Consider the following 20331-nt stretch of genomic DNA (forward strand, 5'->3'; position numbering starts at 1 on the left):
GTTCATGAACAGGGCCTCATGAAAACGCCGCCGACAGGAGACTGTCGGCGGCGTTTTCGTGTCGGCACCAGCACCAGAGCGATAGCCGGAGCCCAAGACAGAAGGGCCAGGATCACACCAACGGCAGCGACATGAGCCAGGCATCTTCTCGCCCGCCGTCCGCCAGCGGGTAGTAGCCCTTGCGCACTCCATCCCGGGTGAAACCGGCTTTCGCATAGAGGGCTGCGGCGGCGGCATTGCTGGCGCGCACCTCCAGCAGCAGGCGCTCAAGCCCCGAGTCACGCTGCCAGTCACGCGCCCGCGCGATGGCGGCGGCCAAAAGGCGTGCACCGACGCCCTGCCCGCGCTGCGCGGCGTGTACGGTGATCGCCTCGATCTCGGCCTCGAAGCGCCCGCGCGCCAGCACCACGAAGCCGATCAGCTCCGCGGTCGACGACTCACCGTCCGACGACTCACAGGCCTGCCACCAGGCGCCCAGCACGCAGCGCGCGTCATCGTTGAGCACATCGATCAGCTGTGACTGGCTCAGGCCGTGTGCCTGGCTGGCCTCGATGGCCTCAAGCGCCGTCAGGGTCGCTTGATCATCGGCCAGCTCACGCAGTTCGAGGCGCCGGGCAGCTGACTCGCTCATGAGGCGTCCGTCTGCGGCGATGCCGACTGCCACTCGCGTCCCCAGCGAATCAACAGCGGCCACAGTTTGCGCTTGGCCTCACTGGAGCGCGCCAGCACCGGCAGTGCCGGCCCCTGCCAGACCGGCAGGTTCAGCAGACTGGAGGTCGCCTCGCCGCGCTCGGAAGCGGTGATGCCAAGCACCTCGCGCAGCGTCTCGCTGGCCTCATCGCTGCCGAAGATCAACAGCCGCTCCGGCTGCCAACCGCGACGCGCCGGGCCGCTCAGGAAGGCATGCAACCCTTCGCGAGCTTCCTCGAGTGGCGCACTGGCCTTGAGGTTGGGCAACAGCGGCCAGCGGAAGTGGCTGAAGGTGAGCCCTGATGTCGCCTCGATGCCGGCGGCGCGCCACAACGCCTTGAGCAAGGCCTCCCCTTCCAGATGCGGTGCCTCGTCACCGGGCAGCATGATCAACCAGCGCCCTTCCAGCGCCGCCAGCTGAACGCTGAAGCGCAGTGGCGGCTTGTCTGCCGCTGGCGGTGTCACTGCCTCATCTGCTGCCGGTGCCTCGGCCGTGACCTGCGTCGGCGGCGTCCCCCACGAGGCGGTGCTGCTGGTCTCGGCAGCGCCGGGCGCCGGCGAGGCAGCCGCAGCGGGGGCCTCGACCGCCGCCGGCGCCATGCCCAGCAAGGCGCGTGCACTCGAGGCCGGAGAAGGCCCTGCCGGGCGTGGCGTCGCGCCGCCGGCCATGCCGCCAGCCTGAGCGGAGGAGCCATGGCTGGCATCCGCCGTCTGGTGGGCAGCAGGCGGACGCGGCGCCTCATCGATCAGCGCGTGCAGGCGCGCCTGGGGCGCGACCGCCTCCGCCGCTTGCGGCTCGGGCCAGTCACACGCCTGGGTGGGCAAGGCATTGGGCAGCTGATAGCGACCGACCCAGGCGGTCAGTCCCATCGCGTCCAGATATTGCAGGCGTTGCGGTTCAGGGGTCATGGTCAGTGCTTGCCGCCGCCCAGACAGTTGGGGGAATCCGGAATCTCGCCGCCGCGTGCCGCCCACTCCTGCGCGGTGTACAGGTGCAGTGCCAGTGCGTGCACCGGGCCATCCAGCTCTTCGCTGAGCAAGGCATACAGCTGCTGGTGACGCTTGACCCGCGACAGGCCGCTGAAGCGATCGCTGACCAGCGTGACCTTGAAGTGGGTCTCGGAGTTGGCCGGCACGCTATGCATATGGCTCTCGTTGACGACTTCGACCATCAACGGGTCAAGCGTCGCGAGCTTGGTGTCTATCTGGGTCTGGATGCTCATGCGCAATCTCCTTGAAGGGGGGAAGCCGCACGACGGACATGCGGAAAATTGAGGGTGACGATGCGATCGCCACAACGCAAATGGCCTCGGGCATTTTGCCCGAGGCCATTGTAGCGTCTGTCGCCATCACTGACAGTCATTGCTGACGGCGCTTGCTGACAGCTCTTGCGGAAAGTGCGGCGACGGCGGCCATCACGCGTCTGACAATCGGCCAATCGGCGCGATCACACCGGAGATTCAGTCCAGATCGGCCAGCAGCTCGTCATCGACTTCACTGACTTCCAGCGGTGCCTCGTCGTCCAGGTCGACCGCCAGATAGCTGTGCTCGACGGTCAGGAAGCGCTCGAAGAGTGCCTTGTCCATCGGCTCCGGCCAATGGCGGGTGTCTTCTTCCCAGGCGCGCAGCTCGCTTTCCAGCACGTCCAGCCAGCGCTCGGAGACGAAGCCGTCCAGCGCCTCACGCGTGTCCATCTCGGGAATCAGGTAGACGGTGCTCTCCTGATTGACATCCTCCAGCGCCAGATCCTCGCCTCCCTCGCCTTCGGATTCCAGCGAGTTGATCCAGTCGACAAACGCCTGGGTCGGCTTGACGCTCAGGGCGGAACGGTTAAGCAGCTTCATTCTGCACTCTCCAGGACATTCAGGGACAATTCCGAGACAGGACACACCGTGGATGGCAGCGCCGCTCATCGAGCAGGCACGCGATGCGGGTGAGCCTCGAGGCGTCCAGCGCGTCACCCTGGCAGTGCCAGGGCGCCAGCAGACCGGACGCCGACCATTATGGCCGCTCGCGGGCAACAAAGCCAAGCGCCACCTTGCCTCATCGGCACCGATCATGCCCCGCGAGGCACTCGTCGTCAGTCATTCGTGTGAGACAGAGACCACAACGCCCCCGATCAGGGATCGGAGGCGTTGCGGGTGCCCTCAGCGTGGCCCGTCACTATGGCGCGTCATGATGCGCCATGGGGATGGGCTGGCGGCCGACTGCTCAGCCCTGCTGCGGACGCATGGCCGGGAACAGCAGCACGTCGCGGATGGAGGCGCTGTCGGTCAGCAGCATCACCAGACGGTCGATGCCGATGCCTTCACCGGCGGTCGGCGGCATGCCGTATTCCAGCGCGCGCACGTAGTCGGCGTCGTAGAACATGGCTTCGTCATCACCGGCGTCCTTCTCGGCCACCTGGGCCTGGAAGCGTTCGGCCTGGTCTTCGGCATCGTTGAGCTCCGAGAAGCCATTGGCGATCTCGCGGCCACCGACGAAGAACTCGAAGCGATCGGTCACGTGCGGGTTGGCATCGTTGCGACGCGCCAGCGGGCTGACTTCGGCCGGATATTCGGTGATGAAGGTCGGCTGGTCGAGACGGTGCTCGGCGACTTCCTCGAAGATCTCGGTCTCGAGCTTGCCCAGACCCCAGATCGGCTTGACCTGGATGCCGAGACGCTCCGCCGTGGCGCGCGCGGCGTCGTAATCGGCCAGGTCGGCTTCGGTGATGCCATCGCCGTACTTGATGATCGACTCGCGCATGGTCATCTGGATGAACGGCTGGCTCAGGTCGTACTCGCTGCCCTGACAGGTGATCTGCGTGGTGCCGAGCACTTCCTGGGCGGCAGAACGGATCATGTCTTCGGTGAGCGCGATCAGGTCACGGTAGTCCGCGTAGGCCCAGTAGAACTCGAGCATGGTGAACTCGGGGTTGTGACGCGTCGACAGCCCTTCGTTGCGGAAGTTGCGGTTGATCTCGAACACGCGCTCGAAGCCACCCACCACCAGACGCTTGAGGTACAGCTCCGGCGCGATGCGCAGGTACATTTCCATGTCCAGCGCATTGTGGTGCGTGATGAACGGACGTGCGGTCGCGCCACCCGGAATCTGCTGCAGCATCGGCGTCTCGACTTCCATGAAGCCGCGATCGCTGAGGAAGCGACGGATGGAGGCGACGATGCCGGCACGCAGCGCGAAGGTGCGGCGTGACTGCTCGTTCATGATCAGGTCGACATAACGCTGGCGATAGCGCATTTCCTGATCGGACAGACCGTGGAACTTGTCCGGCAGCGGACGCAGGTTCTTGGTCATCAGCTGGGCGCTTTCGATCATGACGTACAGATCGCCCTTGCCGGATTTGTGCACCGGACCGCTGGCACCGACGATGTCACCGATATCCCAGCTCTTGATGTCCTCGAGCAGCGCTTCCGGCAGGCCCTTCTTGTCGACGTAGAGCTGAATCTGGCCGGAGACTTCCTGCAGCACGATGAAGGGGCCACGTTTGCGCATGATACGCCCGGCGACGGCGGCCTTGCGGTCCAGCGTCTCCAGCTCGGCCTTGTCCTTCTCGCCCAGCTCTTCCATCAGGTCAGCGGCGAGGCTGTCACGACGGAAATCATTCGGGAAGGCACTCTTGCCTTCGGCGGCGGCCTGCTCACGGCGGGCGTTCAGCTTGGCGCGACGTTCGGCGATCAGGCGGTTCTCTTCCTGAGCCTGTTCGGCGGCCTGCTGCTCATCAATGGCGGGGGTCTGCTCTGTCGACATGGAGGGGCCTGTCTCGTGTCAAAGGGTCATGGCCTGGGCCACGACAGATCATGATCAGCCTGACGATTGTGACCATCAGTACTGACCGCGATACGGGGATTCGTGGCCTCCGCCGGCGAGACCGGCGGAGGCGAATAGGCACTGGGCCGCGAGGTTACTCGCGCTCAGAGCCCCATCTTGAGGCTGGCGACGATGAAGTCATCGAGGTCGCCGTCGAGCACCTTGTCACAGTTGCTCGACTGGACGCTGGTCCGCAGGTCCTTGATGCGCTGGTCATCGAGGACGTAGGAGCGGATCTGGCTGCCCCAGCCGATATCGGACTTGGAGTCCTCGAGTTCCTGCTTGGCGGCGTTGCGCTTCTGCATCTCGGCTTCGTAGATACGCGCCTTCAGCATCTTCATGGCGCGGTCACGGTTGGAGTGCTGGCTACGCTCGGTCTGGCAGGCCGCCACGATGCCTGTCGGCACGTGGGTGATACGTACCGCGGAGTCGGTGGTGTTGACGTGCTGACCACCGGCGCCGGAGGAGCGATAGGTATCGGTGCGCAGGTCGGCCGGATTGATGTCGATCTCGATGTTGTCATCGATTTCCGGCGACACGAACACGGACGCGAACGAGGTGTGACGACGGCCGCCGGAGTCGAAGGGACTCTTGCGGACCAGACGGTGCACGCCAAGCTCGGTGCGCAGCCAACCGAAGGCGTAATCACCCTCGACGTGGATGGTCGCGGACTTGATGCCGGCGACTTCACCAGCGCTCGCCTCGACGATCTCGGTCTTGAAACCGTGATGCTCGGCCCAGCGCAGGTACATGCGCAGCAACATGTTGCCCCAATCCTGCGCTTCGGTACCGCCGGAGCCTGCCTGGATGTCGAGGTAGGCGTTGTTGGCGTCCATCTCACCCGAGAACATGCGGCGGAACTCGAGCTTCTCGAGACTGGCCTTGAGCTGGTCCAGCTCGCGGACGACTTCGTCCACGGTGCCTTCATCCTCTTCCTCGACCGCCATTTCCAGCAGATCGGAGCAGTCGGACAGACCGTTGCTCATGTCGTCGAGGGTCTTGACGACCAGCTCCAGCGACGCACGCTCCTTGCCGAGCTTCTGCGCGTAGTCCGGGTCATTCCAGACATCCGGATTCTCGAGCTCGCGAGTGACTTCCTCTAGCCGATCCTGCTTTTCGGCATAGTCAAAGGTACCCCCTCAGGACTTCTGCCCTTTCGGACAGGTCCTTGATGAGGTTGGTGATCGGATTGATCTCTTGCATGGTCGTCCTGTCTTGAGGCGATGATGCGTGAATGGGTGCGCGGCGATCCTGTCGCAAGCGACGGGCTCCGCCACATGCCACCCGAGGGTGCATGTGCAGATCGACAGCGCGCAAAGCCCGATATTGTAGCCATTTCCCGGCGTGGCGACCATGCCCGGCCCATCATCCGTGGCCAGCGGGCAAGCGGCGGCTCTCGGCTGCCAGCCCAGCCACCCATCAGCGGCCAGGGGACGAGTACGACCAAAGTCATTCAAAGGTCCGTCAGCCCCGAATGGCCCGAGTTTCCACGCCTTGCATGACGTTTATCGAATGCATGCATAAGCCATCCAATTTTTAACATGGACAGCGGGCAGGAAAAGATTCGATGGTAAAAGGCGACACTCGTATTACCCCTAACAACAATAGCGAGCCTCCCTATCATGGCACGACTGTACTCCCCCTCTCGCACCCCGGTGCTCCCCGGACGCTTCGCGCTCAAACGCCTGGCAGGCTCTCTGCTGCTGGCCGGGGGCATCGTTGCCTCCCAGGGCATCATGGCCGACACGCTCAAGCTGGCGATCATGGGCGAACCGGCCTCGCTGGACCCGCAGCAGATCTCCGGCACCTGGGAAAATGACGTGGTGGGCGACCTCTTCGAGGGGCTGGTCACCGAAGCCGCCGATGGCGAGCGCATCCCCGGCGCGGCCGAGTCGTGGCAGATTTCCGACGATGGCAAGACCTACACCTTCACGCTGCGCGAGGATGGCAAGTGGTCAGACGGTGAGCCGGTGACCGCCGAGGACTTCGTGTACGCGCTCAAGCGCATCATGACGCCGGAAAATGCCTCGGATTACGCCTACATCCTGTATCCGATCAAGAACGCCAAGGCCATCAACAGCGGCGAGGCCGAGCCGGACACCCTCGGCGTGCGTGCCGTGGATGATCACACCCTCGAGATCACCCTCGAGCGCCCGACCCCCTACTTCCTGGATCAGCTGTCTCACTACACCGCCTATCCGCTGCCGAAACATGTGGTGGAGAAGTACGGCAAGGACTGGACCGACCCCGGCAAGATGGTCTCCAACGGTGCCTTCGAGCTGAGCGAGTGGCAGCCGCAGACCCGCATCGTCGCGCTCAAGAATCCTGAGTTCCACGATGCCAGGGAGGTCGCGCTGGATGAGGTGATCTACTACCCCATCGAGGAGCGCAACAGCGCCCTGAAGCGCTTCCGCGCCGGCGAGATCGATATCGCGCGTGAATTCCCGACCCAGCAATACGGCTGGCTGAAGGACAACCTGCCGGACGCCACCCACGTCGCGCCCTACCTGGGCATCTACTACTACGTGCTCAACTCGCGCGATGGCCATGCCACGGCAGACCCGCGCGTGCGTGAGGCGCTCAACCTCTCCATCCGCCGCAACATCATCACCGACAAGATTCTCGGCACCGGCGAAGTGCCGGCCTACAGCTTCGTGCCTACCGGCGTGAACCATTACGACATCCAGGAGATGGCCTTCAAGGACATGTCGATGGATGAGCGCATGCAGAAGGCCAGGTCCCTGATGGAAGACGCCGGCTACGGTCCGGACAACCCGCTGGAGTTGACCCTGCGCTACAACACCAGCGAAGACCACAAGAAGGTGGCCATCGCCGCCGCCGCGATGTGGAAGCCGCTGGGCGTGAAGGTCAATCTGCTGAACGCCGAAGTCGCGGTGCACTACGAGGACATGCGCCAGGGCAAGTTCGATGTCGGCCGCGCCGGCTGGATAGGCGACTACAACGACGCCCAGAACTTCCTCAACCTGCTGGAAAGCGGCGTGCCCAACAACTACGGCGCCTATTCCAACAGTGCGCTGGATGACGACATGCAAGAGGCTGCCAATACGCTCGACATGGAGGATCGCGAGGCACTGATGCAGGACGCCGAGCGCAAGGCGCTGGATGACTACGCCGTGCTGCCGATCTACTACTACGTGTCGCGCAATCTGGTGAACCCCAAGCTCAGCGGCTGGAAGAACAACATCGAGGATACCCACCGCTCGCGCTGGGTCTCGTTCTCCGAGTGAGGCGAGCCCTGTGAGCCTCTGAGCTGGCTCGCCGCTCTCTAGATCGTCATGGGTCCACGCTCGTGTCCGTCAGGGCAGGAGCGTGGCATCTGCCAAGGATGGCACCAGAAGATGACGTCGCGCCCCACGGGCGTGACAAGGAGTTCATGCATGTCCCCCACCTCACCGATGCAATGCGCGGCAAGCCTCAGCGCAGGCCTGCTGCTGCCCGTTCTTCCCCTCTCCCTCGGCGCTTCCGGCAGCGCCATGGCAGCAGAATCCACCAGCCAGAGCGAGCAGATCCTGCGTATCGCCAATGGCGCCGAGCCCGGCTCGCTGGACCCGCAACAGACCAACGGCACCTGGGAGACACGCATCACGCGTGATCTGTTCGAGCCGCTGATCGCCTACTCCGCCGACGGCGAGCTGATTCCCGGGCTGGCAGAGCGCTGGGAGTCGTCCGCCGATGGGCTGAGCTGGACCTTCCATCTGCGCGAAGGGCTCGAATGGTCAGACGGCACGCCGCTGACCGCCCAGGATGCGGTCTTCGCGCTGCGCCGCCTGCTGACACCCGCCACCGCGGCCCACAACGCCACGCTCTACTACCCGATCGTCAATGCCCGCGCGGTGAATACCGGTGCGCTGGCACCGGAGCAACTCGGCGTGGCCGCGCCGGATGCGCAGACGCTCACCATCACCCTCAGTCACCCCTCGGCGACGCTGGAGCAGACACTGGCGATGAGCGAAGCCGCCCCGCTGCCACGCCATGTGATCGCGGCCAAGGGCGCTGACTGGACCCGACCGGCCAACATGGCCACCTCAGGCGCCTTCGTGCTCAAGACGTGGTCGCCCCAGGCCGAGATTCGCCTGACACCCAATCCGCGCTATCACGCGGCGGACACGGTCGCGCTCGATGAGGTGGTCTACCTGCCCATCGAGGAGAGTCATGCCGCACTCAATCGCTTCCGCTCAGGCGAAGTCGAGATCGCCTACGGTGTGCCCGCCAGCCATTACACCTGGATCCAGGACAATCTGGCCGCTGCCCTGCAGACCTACCCGATCCTCGGCGAGTACTTCTATGTCTTCAATCTGCGTGATGGCTCGCCGGTGGCCGACCCGCGCATTCGTCGCGCGCTGAATCTGGCCACGCGCCGTGAGGTGATCACCGAGCGCATTCTCGGCATGGGCCAGATTCCCTCCTGGCACTTCGTGCCCAAGGCATTGAGTGAGCATCAGGGCGCGCGCTTCGACTTCGCTGACTGGTCGATGGACCGGCGCATGGCGAAGGCGCGCGAACTGATGGCCGACGCGGGCTACGGCCCGGATACCCCGCTTGAGCTGACCCTGCGCTACAACACCCTGGAAGACCACAAGAAGATCGCCGTGGCCCTGGGCGCGATGTGGAAACCGCTGGGCGTGAAGGTGACGCTGACCAACACCGAGGCCGCGGTGCATTACCGCGATCTGGCGCTGGGCGATTTCGAGGTCGGCCGTTACGGCATGATCGCGACCATCGCCGATGCCTACGACTTCCTGAACGCCTTCAGCAGCGACAACACCTCCAACGCGCCCGGGCTCAGCTCGCCGACCTACGATGCGCTGATCGAGGCGGCGGCGCGTGAAGGAGACGTCGGCACCCGCCAGCGCCAGCTCCACGACGCCGAGCAGTATCTGCTCGACAACGATGTGGTGCTGCCGCTCTACGACTATGTCACCTCCAGCCTGGTCGACCCCGCCATCAGCGGCTGGGCGCCCAATGCGCTGGACGTGCACCCGAGTCGCTATCTGCAGCTCGATACCTCGCACTGACAGACGACAGTCACCAATAACAACGACACACCCGGGCAGCGGCCCGGACGGAGCACTGGATGCTGAGCTACACCCTCAAACGGTTGCTGCAGGCGATTCCCACCCTGCTGATCGTGATCACCCTGTCGTTCTTCCTGATGCGGGTCGCCCCGGGCGGGCCCTTCGATGGCGAGCGCCGCCTGCCCCCGGAAATCGAGCAGAACCTGCGCGCGGCCTATCACCTGGATGAGCCATTGCCGATGCAGTATCTGCGCTATCTGGGCGATCTGGTGCAGGGCGATCTCGGCCCGTCCTTCAAGTACAAGGACTTCGATGTCAGCGAGCTGATCAGCCAGGGCTTCCCGGCCAGCCTGGAGCTGGGCATGTGGGCGATTCTGGCCGCGCTGCTGATCGGGGTGCCGCTGGGGGTGATCGCGGCCATCCGGCGCAACTCGACGGCGGATTACGTGGTGATGAGTACTGCGCTGGCGGGGATTGCGGTGCCCAATTTCGTGATCGCCCCGCTGCTGGCGCTGGTGTTCGGCGTGCTGCTCGGCTGGTTGCCGGCCGGTGGCTGGAACGGTGGCGCCTGGCAGAACCTGCTGCTGCCGGTGGTGGCGCTCTCCATCCAGCAGATCGCCTACATCGCCCGCATGATGCGCGCCAGCATGATCGAGGTGCTCGGCAGTCACTACATCCGCACCGCCCGCGCCAAGGGGCTGAGCGAGTGGAAGGTGATTCTGCGCCATGCATTGCGACCGGCGATGCTGCCGGTGGTCTCGTATCTCGGCCCAGCCATCGCCGGCATCATCACCGGCTCGGTGGTGATCGAGCAGATCTTCGGCATTCCCGGCATCGGCCGTTACTTCGTGCAGGGTGCGCTCAATCGTGACTACACCCTGGTGATGGGCACGGTGGTCTTCTATGGCGCCTTGATCCTGCTGCTCAACCTGATCGTCGATCTGCTCTACAGCATGCTCGACCCGCAGATCCGCTACGACGACTGACCCGAGGCCCTGACATGTCACAGACAACTCCCGCTCCCCACGGCACCGGCGGTGCCAGTGCCTTCGACGGCCAGCCTCCTGCCGCGCCGGCAGGCGACAGCCTGACCCGCGACGCCTGGCGTCGTCTCAAGCAGAACCGCGCTGCCATGTGCAGCCTGGTGGTGATGGCCATCATCGTGCTGGCCTGCCTGATCGGCCCGTGGCTGACGCCCTTCGAACTCGATGAAGTCGACTGGAACGCCATCGGCACCGGCCCGGACCTGGCCTCCGGCCACGTCTTCGGCACCGACGTCAACGGCCGCGACCTGCTGACCCGTACCCTGCATGGCGGCCAGATCTCGCTGTCGGTGGCGCTGGTCGCCACCTTCGTCAGCCTGGTGATCGGCGTGCTCTACGGCGCCGTCTCCGGCTACTTCGGCGGACGTACCGACAACCTGATGATGCGCTTCGTCGACATCATGTATTCGCTGCCGTTCATGTTCCTGGTGATCCTGCTGATGGTGGTGTTCGGTCGCAACATCTTCCTGATCTATGCCGCCATCGGCGCGGTGGAGTGGCTGGACATGTCGCGCATCGTGCGCGGCCAGGTGCTGGCGCTCAAGAAGCGCGAATTCGTGGAGGCGGCGCATGCGCTGGGGGTGCGCGACCTGCAGGTGGTCACCCGCCACCTGATCCCCAATGCGCTGGGCCCGGTGATCGTCTACGTCACGCTGACGGTGCCCAAGGTCATCCTGCTGGAAAGCTTCCTGTCGTTCCTCGGTCTCGGCGTGCAGGAACCGTTGACCTCGTGGGGCGTGTTGATCTCCGAAGGCAAGGACATGATGGAGACCGCACCCTGGATGCTGCTGGTGCCCTCGGCCTTCCTCGCCGCGACCCTGTTCTGCCTCAACTTCCTCGGCGATGGGCTGCGTGATGCCCTCGACCCCAAGACTCGCTGAACCGGAGCGCTGATCATGACTTCTTCACCCTCTACCTCCGGCACCTCCTCCAGCCTGCCGCCAGCACGCAACGCCGCCGACCAGGCCCGCGCCGACACCCTGACCCGCCTGGGACTGGCCGCCGAGGCGCCGGGCACGCCGCCGCTGATGGAGATCGATGACCTCAAGGTCGACTTCCAGTTGCCGGACGGCGCGGTACCCGCCGTCAAGGGCGTCAGCTTCACCCTCAACAAGGGCGAGACGCTGGCGCTGGTCGGCGAATCCGGCTCCGGCAAGTCGGTCACGTCCACCGCCATCCTGCGCCTGCTGCCGGAACTCGCCGAGATCAAGGGTGCCATCCGCCTGCGCGGCGAAGACCTGCTGAGTGCCTCGACGCGGCGCATGCGCGAGCTGCGCGGCAACCGCATCGCCACCGTCTTCCAGGAGCCGATGACCTCGCTCAATCCGCTGCACCGCATCGGGCGCCAGATCATCGAGGTACTGGCACTGCATCGTGACCTCAAGGGCCGCGCGGCTCGCCACAAGGCGCTGGAACTGCTAGAGCAGGTCGGCATCCCGGAGCCGGCGCGACGTATCGACAGCTATCCCCACGAGCTGTCCGGTGGCCAGCGTCAGCGCGTGATGATCGCCATCGCGCTGGCCTGCGAGCCGGACCTGCTGATCGCCGATGAGCCGACCACCGCGCTGGATGTCACGGTGCAGGCGCAGATCCTGCGGCTGCTCAAGTCGCTGCAGCAGCGCTATGGCATGGCGATCCTGTTCATCACCCACGACCTGAGCATCGTGCGCCACTTCGCGGACCGCGTCTGCGTGATGCGTCACGGCGAGCTGCTGGAAACCGGCGCCACCCACGACGTCTTCGAAAGCCCGCGGCATGCCTACACCCGCATGCTGATCGATGCCGAACCGGCCGGCGAGAAGGCGCCGGTGGCAGCGGATGCACCGGTGCTGCTGTCGGCGCGCGATGTGCGTGTCAGTTTCACCATCAAGCGTCCGCTGTTCGGCCCCAAGGTCGCCTTCGAGGCGGTGCGCGGCATCGATCTCGAGGTGCGACGCGGCCAGACTATCGGCATCGTCGGCGAGTCCGGCTCCGGCAAGTCGACGCTGGGGCGTGCCCTGCTGCGCCTGCTCAAGAGCCAGGGCCAGATCAGCTTCGATGGCGTCGATATCATGCCGCTGGACAAGTCAGGCATGCGCCCCTTGCGCTCGCGCATGCAGGTCGTCTTCCAGGACCCCTTCGGCTCCCTGTCACCGCGCCTGACCGTGGGCGAGATCATCAGCGAAGGCCTGCGCGTGCATCACCCCGAGCTCAAGCGCGCCCAGCGCGATGCGCGGGTCTGCGACGCCCTGAGCGAGGTCAGCCTCGACCCCGGCATGCGCAATCGCTATCCACATGAGTTCTCCGGCGGTCAGCGCCAGCGCATCGCCATCGCGCGCGCCCTGGTGCTCAAGCCGGAATTCCTGCTGCTGGACGAGCCGACCTCGGCGCTGGACCGCTCGGTACAGGTCACGGTGATCGACCTGCTGCGCGACCTCCAGGCGCGCCACGGCCTGACCTATCTGTTCATCAGCCATGACCTGGCGGTCGTGCGTGCGCTGTCAGACCACCTCATCGTGATGAAGGAAGGCGAGGTGGTGGAAAGCGGCAGTACCCACGCCATCTTCGAGGCACCCCGTGAGCGTTATACGCGTGAATTGATGCAGGCTGCCTTCGCCCCGGACCTGGGCCAGACGCACCACTGACATCCTGAAAAGACGACATGCCTGATGGGCGCTGCGGCGCCCATCAAGACCCCGCTTTGCCTGGGAAAAGGCGCAGGGCCTCATCGCTGCCTGTCTGAAGGGTGGCGATGAGCGCCCGGCCTCGCCCCGGGCAAGGGCAGCCGAGTCGCTCACACGAATCGACATTGGCTGCCAACCGGGTGCTTGCACCCGACCGAGGCCGGAGCAGGACGCTCCGGCATTACCCACACCGATGGAAAGACATGCACAGGATGACGATGCAACCTACAACAACAACAGCCAGCATCCCCCTTCACACTCACTCACGACTGCGTCACGCGATTGGCGCAGCCCTGCTCGGCACGGGACTGCTGAGCATGAGCCCCATGGCCCAGGCCATCGAGGTCTACAAGACGGATACCGACCGCGTCGAGTTCAGTGGCCGCCTGGCGGCGTTTGCGGTGATCCAGGATGGCGCACACGATGAGATCTACAACGGCGGCTCGCGGGTGCGCCTGATCCACGAGCATCAGTTCGAGCAGGGCTGGAGCTCCATCATCCGCGCCGAATGGGGCTTCGATCCCTGGTTCAAGGACGGCACCGATGCTCACTACAAGCGCATGCTCTATGCCGGAGCGGCCCACGAGAAATGGGGCAGCTTCACGGTCGGCAAGCAGTATGGCCCCTGGTACGACATGGTGGCCGTCAACACCGACTGGTTCTGGATCAATGGTGGCGAGGCGTCCGGCACCTTCGAAGGCCGCAGCGGTGACGGCGGCCTGCATGGCACGGGGCGGCCGGACAACTCGCTCTACTGGAAGAAGGGCTTCGACGACGTCACTGTCGGCCTGCTCTACCAGCTCGGCCATGATGGCCAGCACAGCAACGAGACCTCCCTCTTCGAGGATGGCGTCTTCACCACCGAGACCGAGTATTCGGGGTATGAGCGTGACTACAGCTATGAAGCCGCGCTCAACTGGCACCCGAACGAGGACTTCACGGTGGGCGGCGTCTTCCACCATACGGAGCTGAGCGACTACGAGAGCGGCAACAGCGAGAACGGCGATATCGATGCCTGGCTGCTCGGCGGCCACTGGTCACCGGGCAACTGGTACATCGCCCTCGTCGGCGGGGAATATCGCAACCACATCGCCGGCAGCACCCTGGACTCCTCGGAAGATTTCGTCGACAAGGCGCGCGGCGCGGAATTCGTGGTCAACTACAAGTTCAAGGAGGTCATCTGGGGCGATGACAGTGTCGAGCTCTACGGTGGCTTGAATCACCTGGAGGACGCCGACAGCGAAGCACGCTACGCCTATCAGATTCTGGGCGCGGCCTGGCGGGTCAAGGACCTGACGCTGGCCACCGAGTATCGCTTCGACAACAGCCGCCAGTCAGACGGCAGCGAGTACAGCGCCGACCGCGACCAACTGATGTTCCTGGCGCGTTACGACTTCTGATCGTCATGTCAGACGCTGGTGACGGTTCGCCAATGCTCGCGCTGAGGCGATAGTTCCCCCTTGCCTGATGAACCCGGCAGGGGCGACAAAAAAACGCCCGGTCATATGACCGGGCGTTTTTTTGTCGGTTGTATCGGTTGTCCCGAGACCAGTTCAGGGTTTCAGCCGCTGACGTACTCAGAAGCGATAGGTCGCGCCGAGACCGAAGCCATGCGCTTCATTCTCGTAATCGGCTTCATAGGTGCCACGGTTGGGCTCGCTCAGGCTGACGGTGGCCGTCTCTTCCCACAGGTAGGTGTAGGCCATGTCGATGGTCAGCTCCGGCATCGGCGTCCAGCCGGCCCCCAGCGAGAAGATGGTCCGGTCACCGGACGGGATACGCGCGCTGCGATGCTCGTCCACGGTCGGGCTGTCATCGAAGGCCATGCCGGTGCGCAGCACCCACTGCGGATTGAGCTGATAGCTCAGACCGACCGCGTACTGCCAGCTGTCTTCGTAGCCCTGCTCCTCGACGATGTCGCTCATGTTGTCGACTTCCACCGCGATCTCGTCGAAGCGGCTCCAGTGCACCCAGGTCACGCCCGCCATCAACGTCCAGCGATCATCCAGCTTGTGCGTCACGGAGAAGTCGATGCTTTCCGGCAAGGTCACGTCCAGCGACGCATCCTGCTCGGTATTCGCGAAGCCCGTGCCAGTGAAGACATTGTTGTACTTGGCCTCACCTTCCAGGCTGTAATCCACCTTGGAGCGATAGGACAGACCGAGACGGGTACTTTCCACCGGCTGGAAGATGACCCCGACGTTGTAGCCCCAGGCGGCGTCGTCGCCCTTGATCTTGACCTTGCCATCGCCTGTGCCAGCATCGAGAGTATTCGACGTCAGCTCACCCTTGACGCTGTTGTAGGTCACACCGGCGCCGATGGCCCACTTGTCATTGATGCGGTAGGAAATGGTCGGCTGGGCGGTGACCACCTCGACTTCACTGTAATTGGCGAAATAACGGCCGCGGAAATCAGAACCATAATCGGTGATCACGCCAAAGGGCGCGTAGACCCCGAAGCCCAGTGCTACCCGGTCGTTCATCGGCTGCACGTAATAGAAGGAAGGCACTGCCGCCCCTGGCACCATGTCGCCGTCATCACTCCCTGATACCGGGCGGCCGAGTGCATCATTCGCGCTGGCGACATCAATATCGGTATTGACGTCCAGATAGGTCACACCGCCGGTGATCTGGGCACGATCCAGGAAGGACATGCCGGCCGGGTTGCCGAACACGGTAGAGGCATCATTGGCATTCGAGGCGCGCCCGGCGAAGGAGGTGCCCTGGGTGCTGACACTCTGCTCGTTCAGCTGGAAGGCCCCCGCGTGAACGCCACCGGCATAAGCCGTGGCAGCCGCTGCCAGAGCGACCCCGAGGGTGAGTTTGTTCATCTTGTTTTTCATTATGGATGGCGTCCCATTGCAGGTGGCTGGAGAGCCGCATGTTGTTGTTATCATTCGTTGATGCATAGCTCTGTCACCTACGTTTTGGGCGAGTCGTGCGTTCAAGTCAAGGGCGAACGTTTGTTTGAATAGGGAGATTTCTAGTATTCAGGGAACTTTCATTCATGTCTGCACTGTCACGTGCTGCTAAACCCATGACCTGGCGACGATTTAGTGCCTCGTCGCCAGCGTTTAAAACACGACAGCCCCCTCTGCTCCCCCCTCTAGCCTATTGGTCGAACATCAGCTTTTTCGTATGTATCGGCTCGCTTGACCTATGTGCAACACATAAGTCTTACACTGATGATCAGTCACGGAACATTGGCTGCCGACAGACCTTCAGGGCAGCCGAATGCTCTCTCCGCCACTCTTGATCTCCAGGAGATGATGCAATGAAAGTCGCTGAACTGGCCCGCGCGGGGGGCGTCACCGCCGAAACCGTTCGCCATTACACGCGCCAGGGGCTGATCACGGCCCGACGTGATCCCGTCAACAACTACCAGCGCTTCGATGAGCAGGCGCTGGTACGCCTCAAATTCATCAGTCAGGCACGCCAGCTGGGCTTCAGCCTTGCCGACATCAAACAGATTCTCGAGCAGGCGGACCAGCACGACTCGCCGTGCCCGCTGGTTCGTGACCTGCTGCGACAGCACCTGCCGAGAGTGCGCGAGCGCATTCGTGAGCTGGAAGCCCTCGCAGAGCGCATGGAGCAGGCGCTGGATTGCTGGCAGGACCTGCCGGATGGCGTGCCGGACGGCAACAGCGTGTGCTGTCTGATCGAAGGCTTTCCGCAGGACGTGCCCGACACCGCTTCCACTTCCAAACGCCGCGACGGGGGGCAATCATGATGACCACATCACTTCCCGAGACACGCCTTCTGCAGGCGCCAGGCATCCATTGTCAGGGCTGTGTCAGCAGGATTCGTCGTGCCCTGCAGGCGCAGGACCCGCAGGCCGAGTTGCTCGGCGCGCCTGACGCAGAACTGTTGCTGATGCACAGCCAGTTGTCATCCACGGCACTGCAGGAAGTCGCGGACGACTGCGGCTACCCCCTCAAGGAGGAAGCCCTGCCGAAACGCGCCCATCACGATCTGTCGGTGTACGGCATGCACTGCCAGAAGTGCGTCGCCAGATTGCGCGAGGCCATCCAGCACTGGGATGGGGCTGCGCAAGTCACTGGCACGCCGAAAGAAGACATTCTCGACGTGGACACCTGTCTGCCGCGCGGGCTGCTCGAAAGAATCATCCTCGAGACGGACTATTCGCTTGAGGCCCCCGCCGAGGAGGCTGAAGCTCAAGCCGCGCCGGCTGCTGATACGCCAGCCGTTGCGAGCAAGTCAGGCGCTGCGAACGCGTCAGGTACTGCAAACAAGGCAGCGACTGCGAGTCAGCCAGCCGATAGCGCAAGCGCCGAGTTCTCGCTGTCCGGCGTCACCTGCGCCAGCTGCGTGGCGACGATCCAGAAGGCACTGGATGGCCTGGATGGAGTGGAGCAGGCGCAGGTCAACTTCGCCTCGCGCACCGCCCAGGTCACGAGCCGCCTCGCTCCCGACGAGATCGTCTCTGCCATCGAAGCCGTAGGCTACGGGGCAAGCCTGGTGGAAGACGCGCAGGCCGGTGAGCAGCAACAGCAAGAGGACGCCGATCAGGAATATCGCTCTCGTGTCCGTGACAGCGTGCTGTCACTGGGCATCGGTATCCCCCTGATGATCAGCATGTTCTTCCATCATCCCGGCTTCGAGGGGCTCGAGCGCGGGGTGTGGCTGGCGATCGGCGTCGCCGTGCTGGGCGTGCTCGCCACGGCAGGACGCAGCTTCTTCACCAGCGCCTGGAAGGCCTTCACGCACCACCAGGCCAACATGGATACGCTGGTGGCGCTCGGTACCGGGGCGGCATGGCTTTACTCCATGGGCGTGCTGCTGTTCCCCGACAGCGTGCCCCCGGCGGCGCGCGGGCTCTACTTTGAAGCCTCGACCATGATCATCGGCTTGATCAGCCTGGGGCAGGCGCTGGAAGTCCGCGCCCGGGGCCGTACTCAGCAGGCGCTGCGCGCGCTGCTGGATCTGCAGACTCGCACGGCTCGCGTGATCCGCGACGGTGAAGAGCGCGAGATCGATATCAACGAGGTCCGCAGCGGGGACCAGGTGCGCATCCGCCCCGGTGAGCGCATCCCGGTGGATGGCAGGGTCACCGAGGGCCAGAGCCATATCGATGAATCGATGCTCAGCGGTGAGCCACTGCCCGTGTCACGCGGTATCGACGACGAGGTAGCCGCCGGTACGCTCAATACGCGTGGCAGTCTGGTCTTCGAGGTCGAGCGTGTCGGTAGCGAGACGCGCCTGGGGCGCATCATCAGCCAGGTGCGTCAGGCGCAGAATTCGCGCCCGCCGATCGGCCGGCTGGCTGACACCATCTCCGGCGTGTTCGTGCCCAGCGTGATGATCATCGCCATCGTCGCGGCGCTGGTGTGGTTCAACTTCGGTCCTGCGCCGACCGGCGTGCATATGCTGGTGGTCGCGACGGCGGTACTCGTCATCGCCTGCCCGTGTGCGCTGGGCCTGGCGACGCCGATCTCGACCATGATCGGGGTCGGCAAGGCGGCGGAACATGGCGTACTGGTACGCAGCGGTGAGGCACTGCAGACCGCCAGTCGCTTGACCGCACTGGTGGTCGACAAGACCGGCACCCTGACACGCGGCAAGCCGGAAGTCACCGAGGTCTCGCTCCTCGAAGGGGAAGACGAGGAAGCCGTACTGGATGCAGCATATGCACTGGAGCGGGGCTCCGAGCACCCGCTGGCCGCGGCACTGCTGGCACATATCGAAGCCAGACGCCCCGATGCCTCGCGCAGCAAGGCCTTCCATGACTACCAGACCATCAGCGGACGCGGCATTCAGGCCCAGGATGATGCAGGTCGCACCTGGCGCATGGGCAACGCTGCCATGCTGGAAGAGGCAGGCATCAGCCTGGCCCCTCTCAGCGAGCAGATCGCTGCGCTGGAAGACAATGCGCGCACCTTGATCCTGATGGCTCGCGACGATGAATTGCTCGCCGTCTTCGGCCTGGCCGATCCGCTGCGTGAGGATAGCCGCGATGCCATCGCTCGCCTGCATGCCATCGGCCTCAAGGTGATCATGCTGACCGGTGACAACCCTCACACGGCAGCGGCCGTGGCGCGCGAGACCGGTATCGATGATTACCGTGCCGGCGTCTCACCGGATGACAAGCACGATGAGATCGCGCGGCTGCAGCAGGAAGGTCATGTAGTGGGCATGGTCGGCGATGGCATCAATGATGCGCCGGCGCTGGCGCTGGCCGATGTCGGCTTCGCGATGGGCGAAGGTACCGATGTCGCCATCGAGACCGCCGGTATCACGTTGATGCAGCCGTCGCTGGGCGGGGTCGCGGATGCGATCGCGATCAGCCAGGCCACCCTGCGCAACATCAAGCAGAACCTGGTGGGAGCCTTCGGCTACAACCTGATCGGCATCCCGATTGCCGCGGGCATCCTCTACCCCTTCACGGGCATGTTGCTGTCGCCGGTCATCGCGGGGCTGGCCATGTCCCTGTCATCGGTCACAGTCGTGACCAATGCCAATCGTCTGCGTCGCTATACGCCCCCGAGTGCAGCTGGATCCGCAACGAGTAACCCCGAGAATACCGCCACCACCTCACAAGGAGCGTCAGCATGATCTGCATGGCCATCAATCTGCTAGGGTTCGGCCTGATCGCTGCCATTGTCTGGTGGTTCTGGCTCGCCAAGTCATGAAGCACACTCCAGGCCTTGCTCTGTAGTCGCTGAAATAGAGCAAGCTGATCGCACAAGACAATCGAGCAAGATCATCAACTCAAAGCCCTGTCACATCCTGTGTGGCAGGGCTTTTTTCGTGACTGTTTCCGGATCAAAAGGGCTCCAGGCACCCGGCAGCACACTGGAGGGAAAACAGCTGTCGCGAGTTCGTATGGATAGCTCCTGCACTGACGAATCTTGAGTTTTCCACAGCCTCTTTGCTCTTCTTTATCCCGCTTGCCCAAGGTGCCGAGAATGCAAAAACGCCCCTGCCACATCAGTGACAGGGGCGTTTCCTTCGGCCTTCTTTCTGCACAGCGGATCTGCTGACGTCTCTATGCGTGCCTTTCCACACATGTCACACATGGCTTATCCCACGCATGACCTTCGCGCCTATGATTTTTTCTGAGCACAAGGA

Annotated in this window: 15 protein-coding genes; 8 read left to right on the forward strand and 7 right to left on the reverse strand. The window is 64.0% G+C overall.

Annotated features, from left to right (window positions below; translation table 11 throughout):
• Positions 1-112 precede the first annotated feature (112 nt).
• The 6 genes from R1T44_RS17355 to prfB form a co-directional block, all read right to left on the reverse strand.
• Positions 113-631, reverse strand: coding sequence for a GNAT family N-acetyltransferase (locus R1T44_RS17355; protein ID WP_317292334.1), 519 nt, complete (start codon positions 629-631; stop codon positions 113-115).
• The gene (locus tag R1T44_RS17360; RefSeq protein WP_317292335.1) at positions 628-1599 is read right to left on the reverse strand and encodes a hypothetical protein; all 972 of its coding nucleotides are present in this window, start codon (positions 1597-1599) and stop codon (positions 628-630) included. The genes R1T44_RS17355 and R1T44_RS17360 overlap by 4 nt, the downstream gene beginning before the upstream one ends.
• 2 nt (positions 1600-1601) lie before the next feature.
• Positions 1602-1913, reverse strand: a complete 312-nt coding sequence (locus R1T44_RS17365) for a BolA family protein (RefSeq protein ID WP_043336297.1) — start codon at positions 1911-1913, stop codon at positions 1602-1604.
• Positions 1914-2150: 237 nt separating this feature from the next.
• Positions 2151-2534, reverse strand: coding sequence for a hypothetical protein (locus R1T44_RS17370; protein WP_043336300.1), 384 nt, complete (start codon positions 2532-2534; stop codon positions 2151-2153).
• A gap of 367 nt (positions 2535-2901) precedes the next feature.
• On the reverse strand, positions 2902-4440 hold the full coding sequence (gene lysS / locus R1T44_RS17375) for a lysine--tRNA ligase (protein ID WP_317292336.1): 1539 nt from the start codon (positions 4438-4440) through the stop codon (positions 2902-2904).
• 164 nt (positions 4441-4604) lie between these two features.
• Positions 4605-5703 (reverse strand): peptide chain release factor 2 gene (prfB, locus tag R1T44_RS17380; RefSeq protein ID WP_107335890.1). Its coding sequence is split into 2 segments (ribosomal slippage): positions 4605-5627 and positions 5629-5703, totalling 1098 coding nucleotides; the frame shifts between segments, so codons are not numbered across the junction.
• A 419-nt stretch (positions 5704-6122) separates the two neighbouring features.
• Between prfB and R1T44_RS17385 the strand changes: the two genes are divergently transcribed.
• The 6 genes from R1T44_RS17385 to R1T44_RS17410 all read left to right on the forward strand — a co-directional run bounded on the left by R1T44_RS17385 (position 6123) and on the right by R1T44_RS17410 (position 14642).
• Complete coding sequence (locus tag R1T44_RS17385) at positions 6123-7748, forward strand: peptide ABC transporter substrate-binding protein (RefSeq protein ID WP_317292337.1); 1626 nt, start codon at positions 6123-6125, stop codon at positions 7746-7748.
• Between the two features lie 150 nt (positions 7749-7898).
• Entirely contained in the window at positions 7899-9536 is a 1638-nt protein-coding gene (locus R1T44_RS17390; RefSeq protein WP_317292338.1) for a peptide ABC transporter substrate-binding protein, read from the forward strand.
• Between the two features lie 59 nt (positions 9537-9595).
• Positions 9596-10522, forward strand: coding sequence for an oligopeptide ABC transporter permease OppB (gene oppB, locus R1T44_RS17395; RefSeq protein ID WP_043337152.1), 927 nt, complete (start codon positions 9596-9598; stop codon positions 10520-10522).
• A gap of 14 nt (positions 10523-10536) precedes the next feature.
• The gene (locus tag R1T44_RS17400) at positions 10537-11460 is read left to right on the forward strand and encodes an ABC transporter permease (RefSeq protein ID WP_175089707.1); all 924 of its coding nucleotides are present in this window, start codon (positions 10537-10539) and stop codon (positions 11458-11460) included.
• A 147-nt stretch (positions 11461-11607) separates the two neighbouring features.
• On the forward strand, positions 11608-13203 hold the full coding sequence (locus tag R1T44_RS17405; protein ID WP_317292958.1) for an ABC transporter ATP-binding protein: 1596 nt from the start codon (positions 11608-11610) through the stop codon (positions 13201-13203).
• A 356-nt stretch (positions 13204-13559) separates the two neighbouring features.
• The gene (locus R1T44_RS17410; protein WP_165874008.1) at positions 13560-14642 is read left to right on the forward strand and encodes a porin; all 1083 of its coding nucleotides are present in this window, start codon (positions 13560-13562) and stop codon (positions 14640-14642) included.
• 177 nt (positions 14643-14819) lie between these two features.
• On the opposite strand, the gene R1T44_RS17415 is transcribed toward R1T44_RS17410, so the two are convergent.
• Complete coding sequence (locus R1T44_RS17415) at positions 14820-16073, reverse strand: OmpP1/FadL family transporter (RefSeq protein ID WP_317292339.1); 1254 nt, start codon at positions 16071-16073, stop codon at positions 14820-14822.
• Positions 16074-16516: 443 nt separating this feature from the next.
• Here R1T44_RS17415 and R1T44_RS17420 point away from each other — a divergent pair, with 443 nt between their 5' ends.
• Positions 16517-16972 (forward strand): MerR family DNA-binding protein, encoded by a 456-nt coding sequence (locus tag R1T44_RS17420; protein ID WP_317292340.1) that lies wholly within the window; start codon positions 16517-16519, stop codon positions 16970-16972.
• A 257-nt stretch (positions 16973-17229) separates the two neighbouring features.
• Positions 17230-19815: a heavy metal translocating P-type ATPase gene (locus R1T44_RS17425; protein ID WP_394805780.1), complete on the forward strand. Its 2586-nt coding sequence runs from the start codon at positions 17230-17232 to the stop codon at positions 19813-19815.
• Positions 19816-20331 lie beyond the last annotated feature (516 nt).

The sequence above is a fragment of the Cobetia amphilecti genome (assembly GCF_032923285.1).
GTDB lineage: Bacteria > Pseudomonadota > Gammaproteobacteria > Pseudomonadales > Halomonadaceae > Cobetia > Cobetia amphilecti.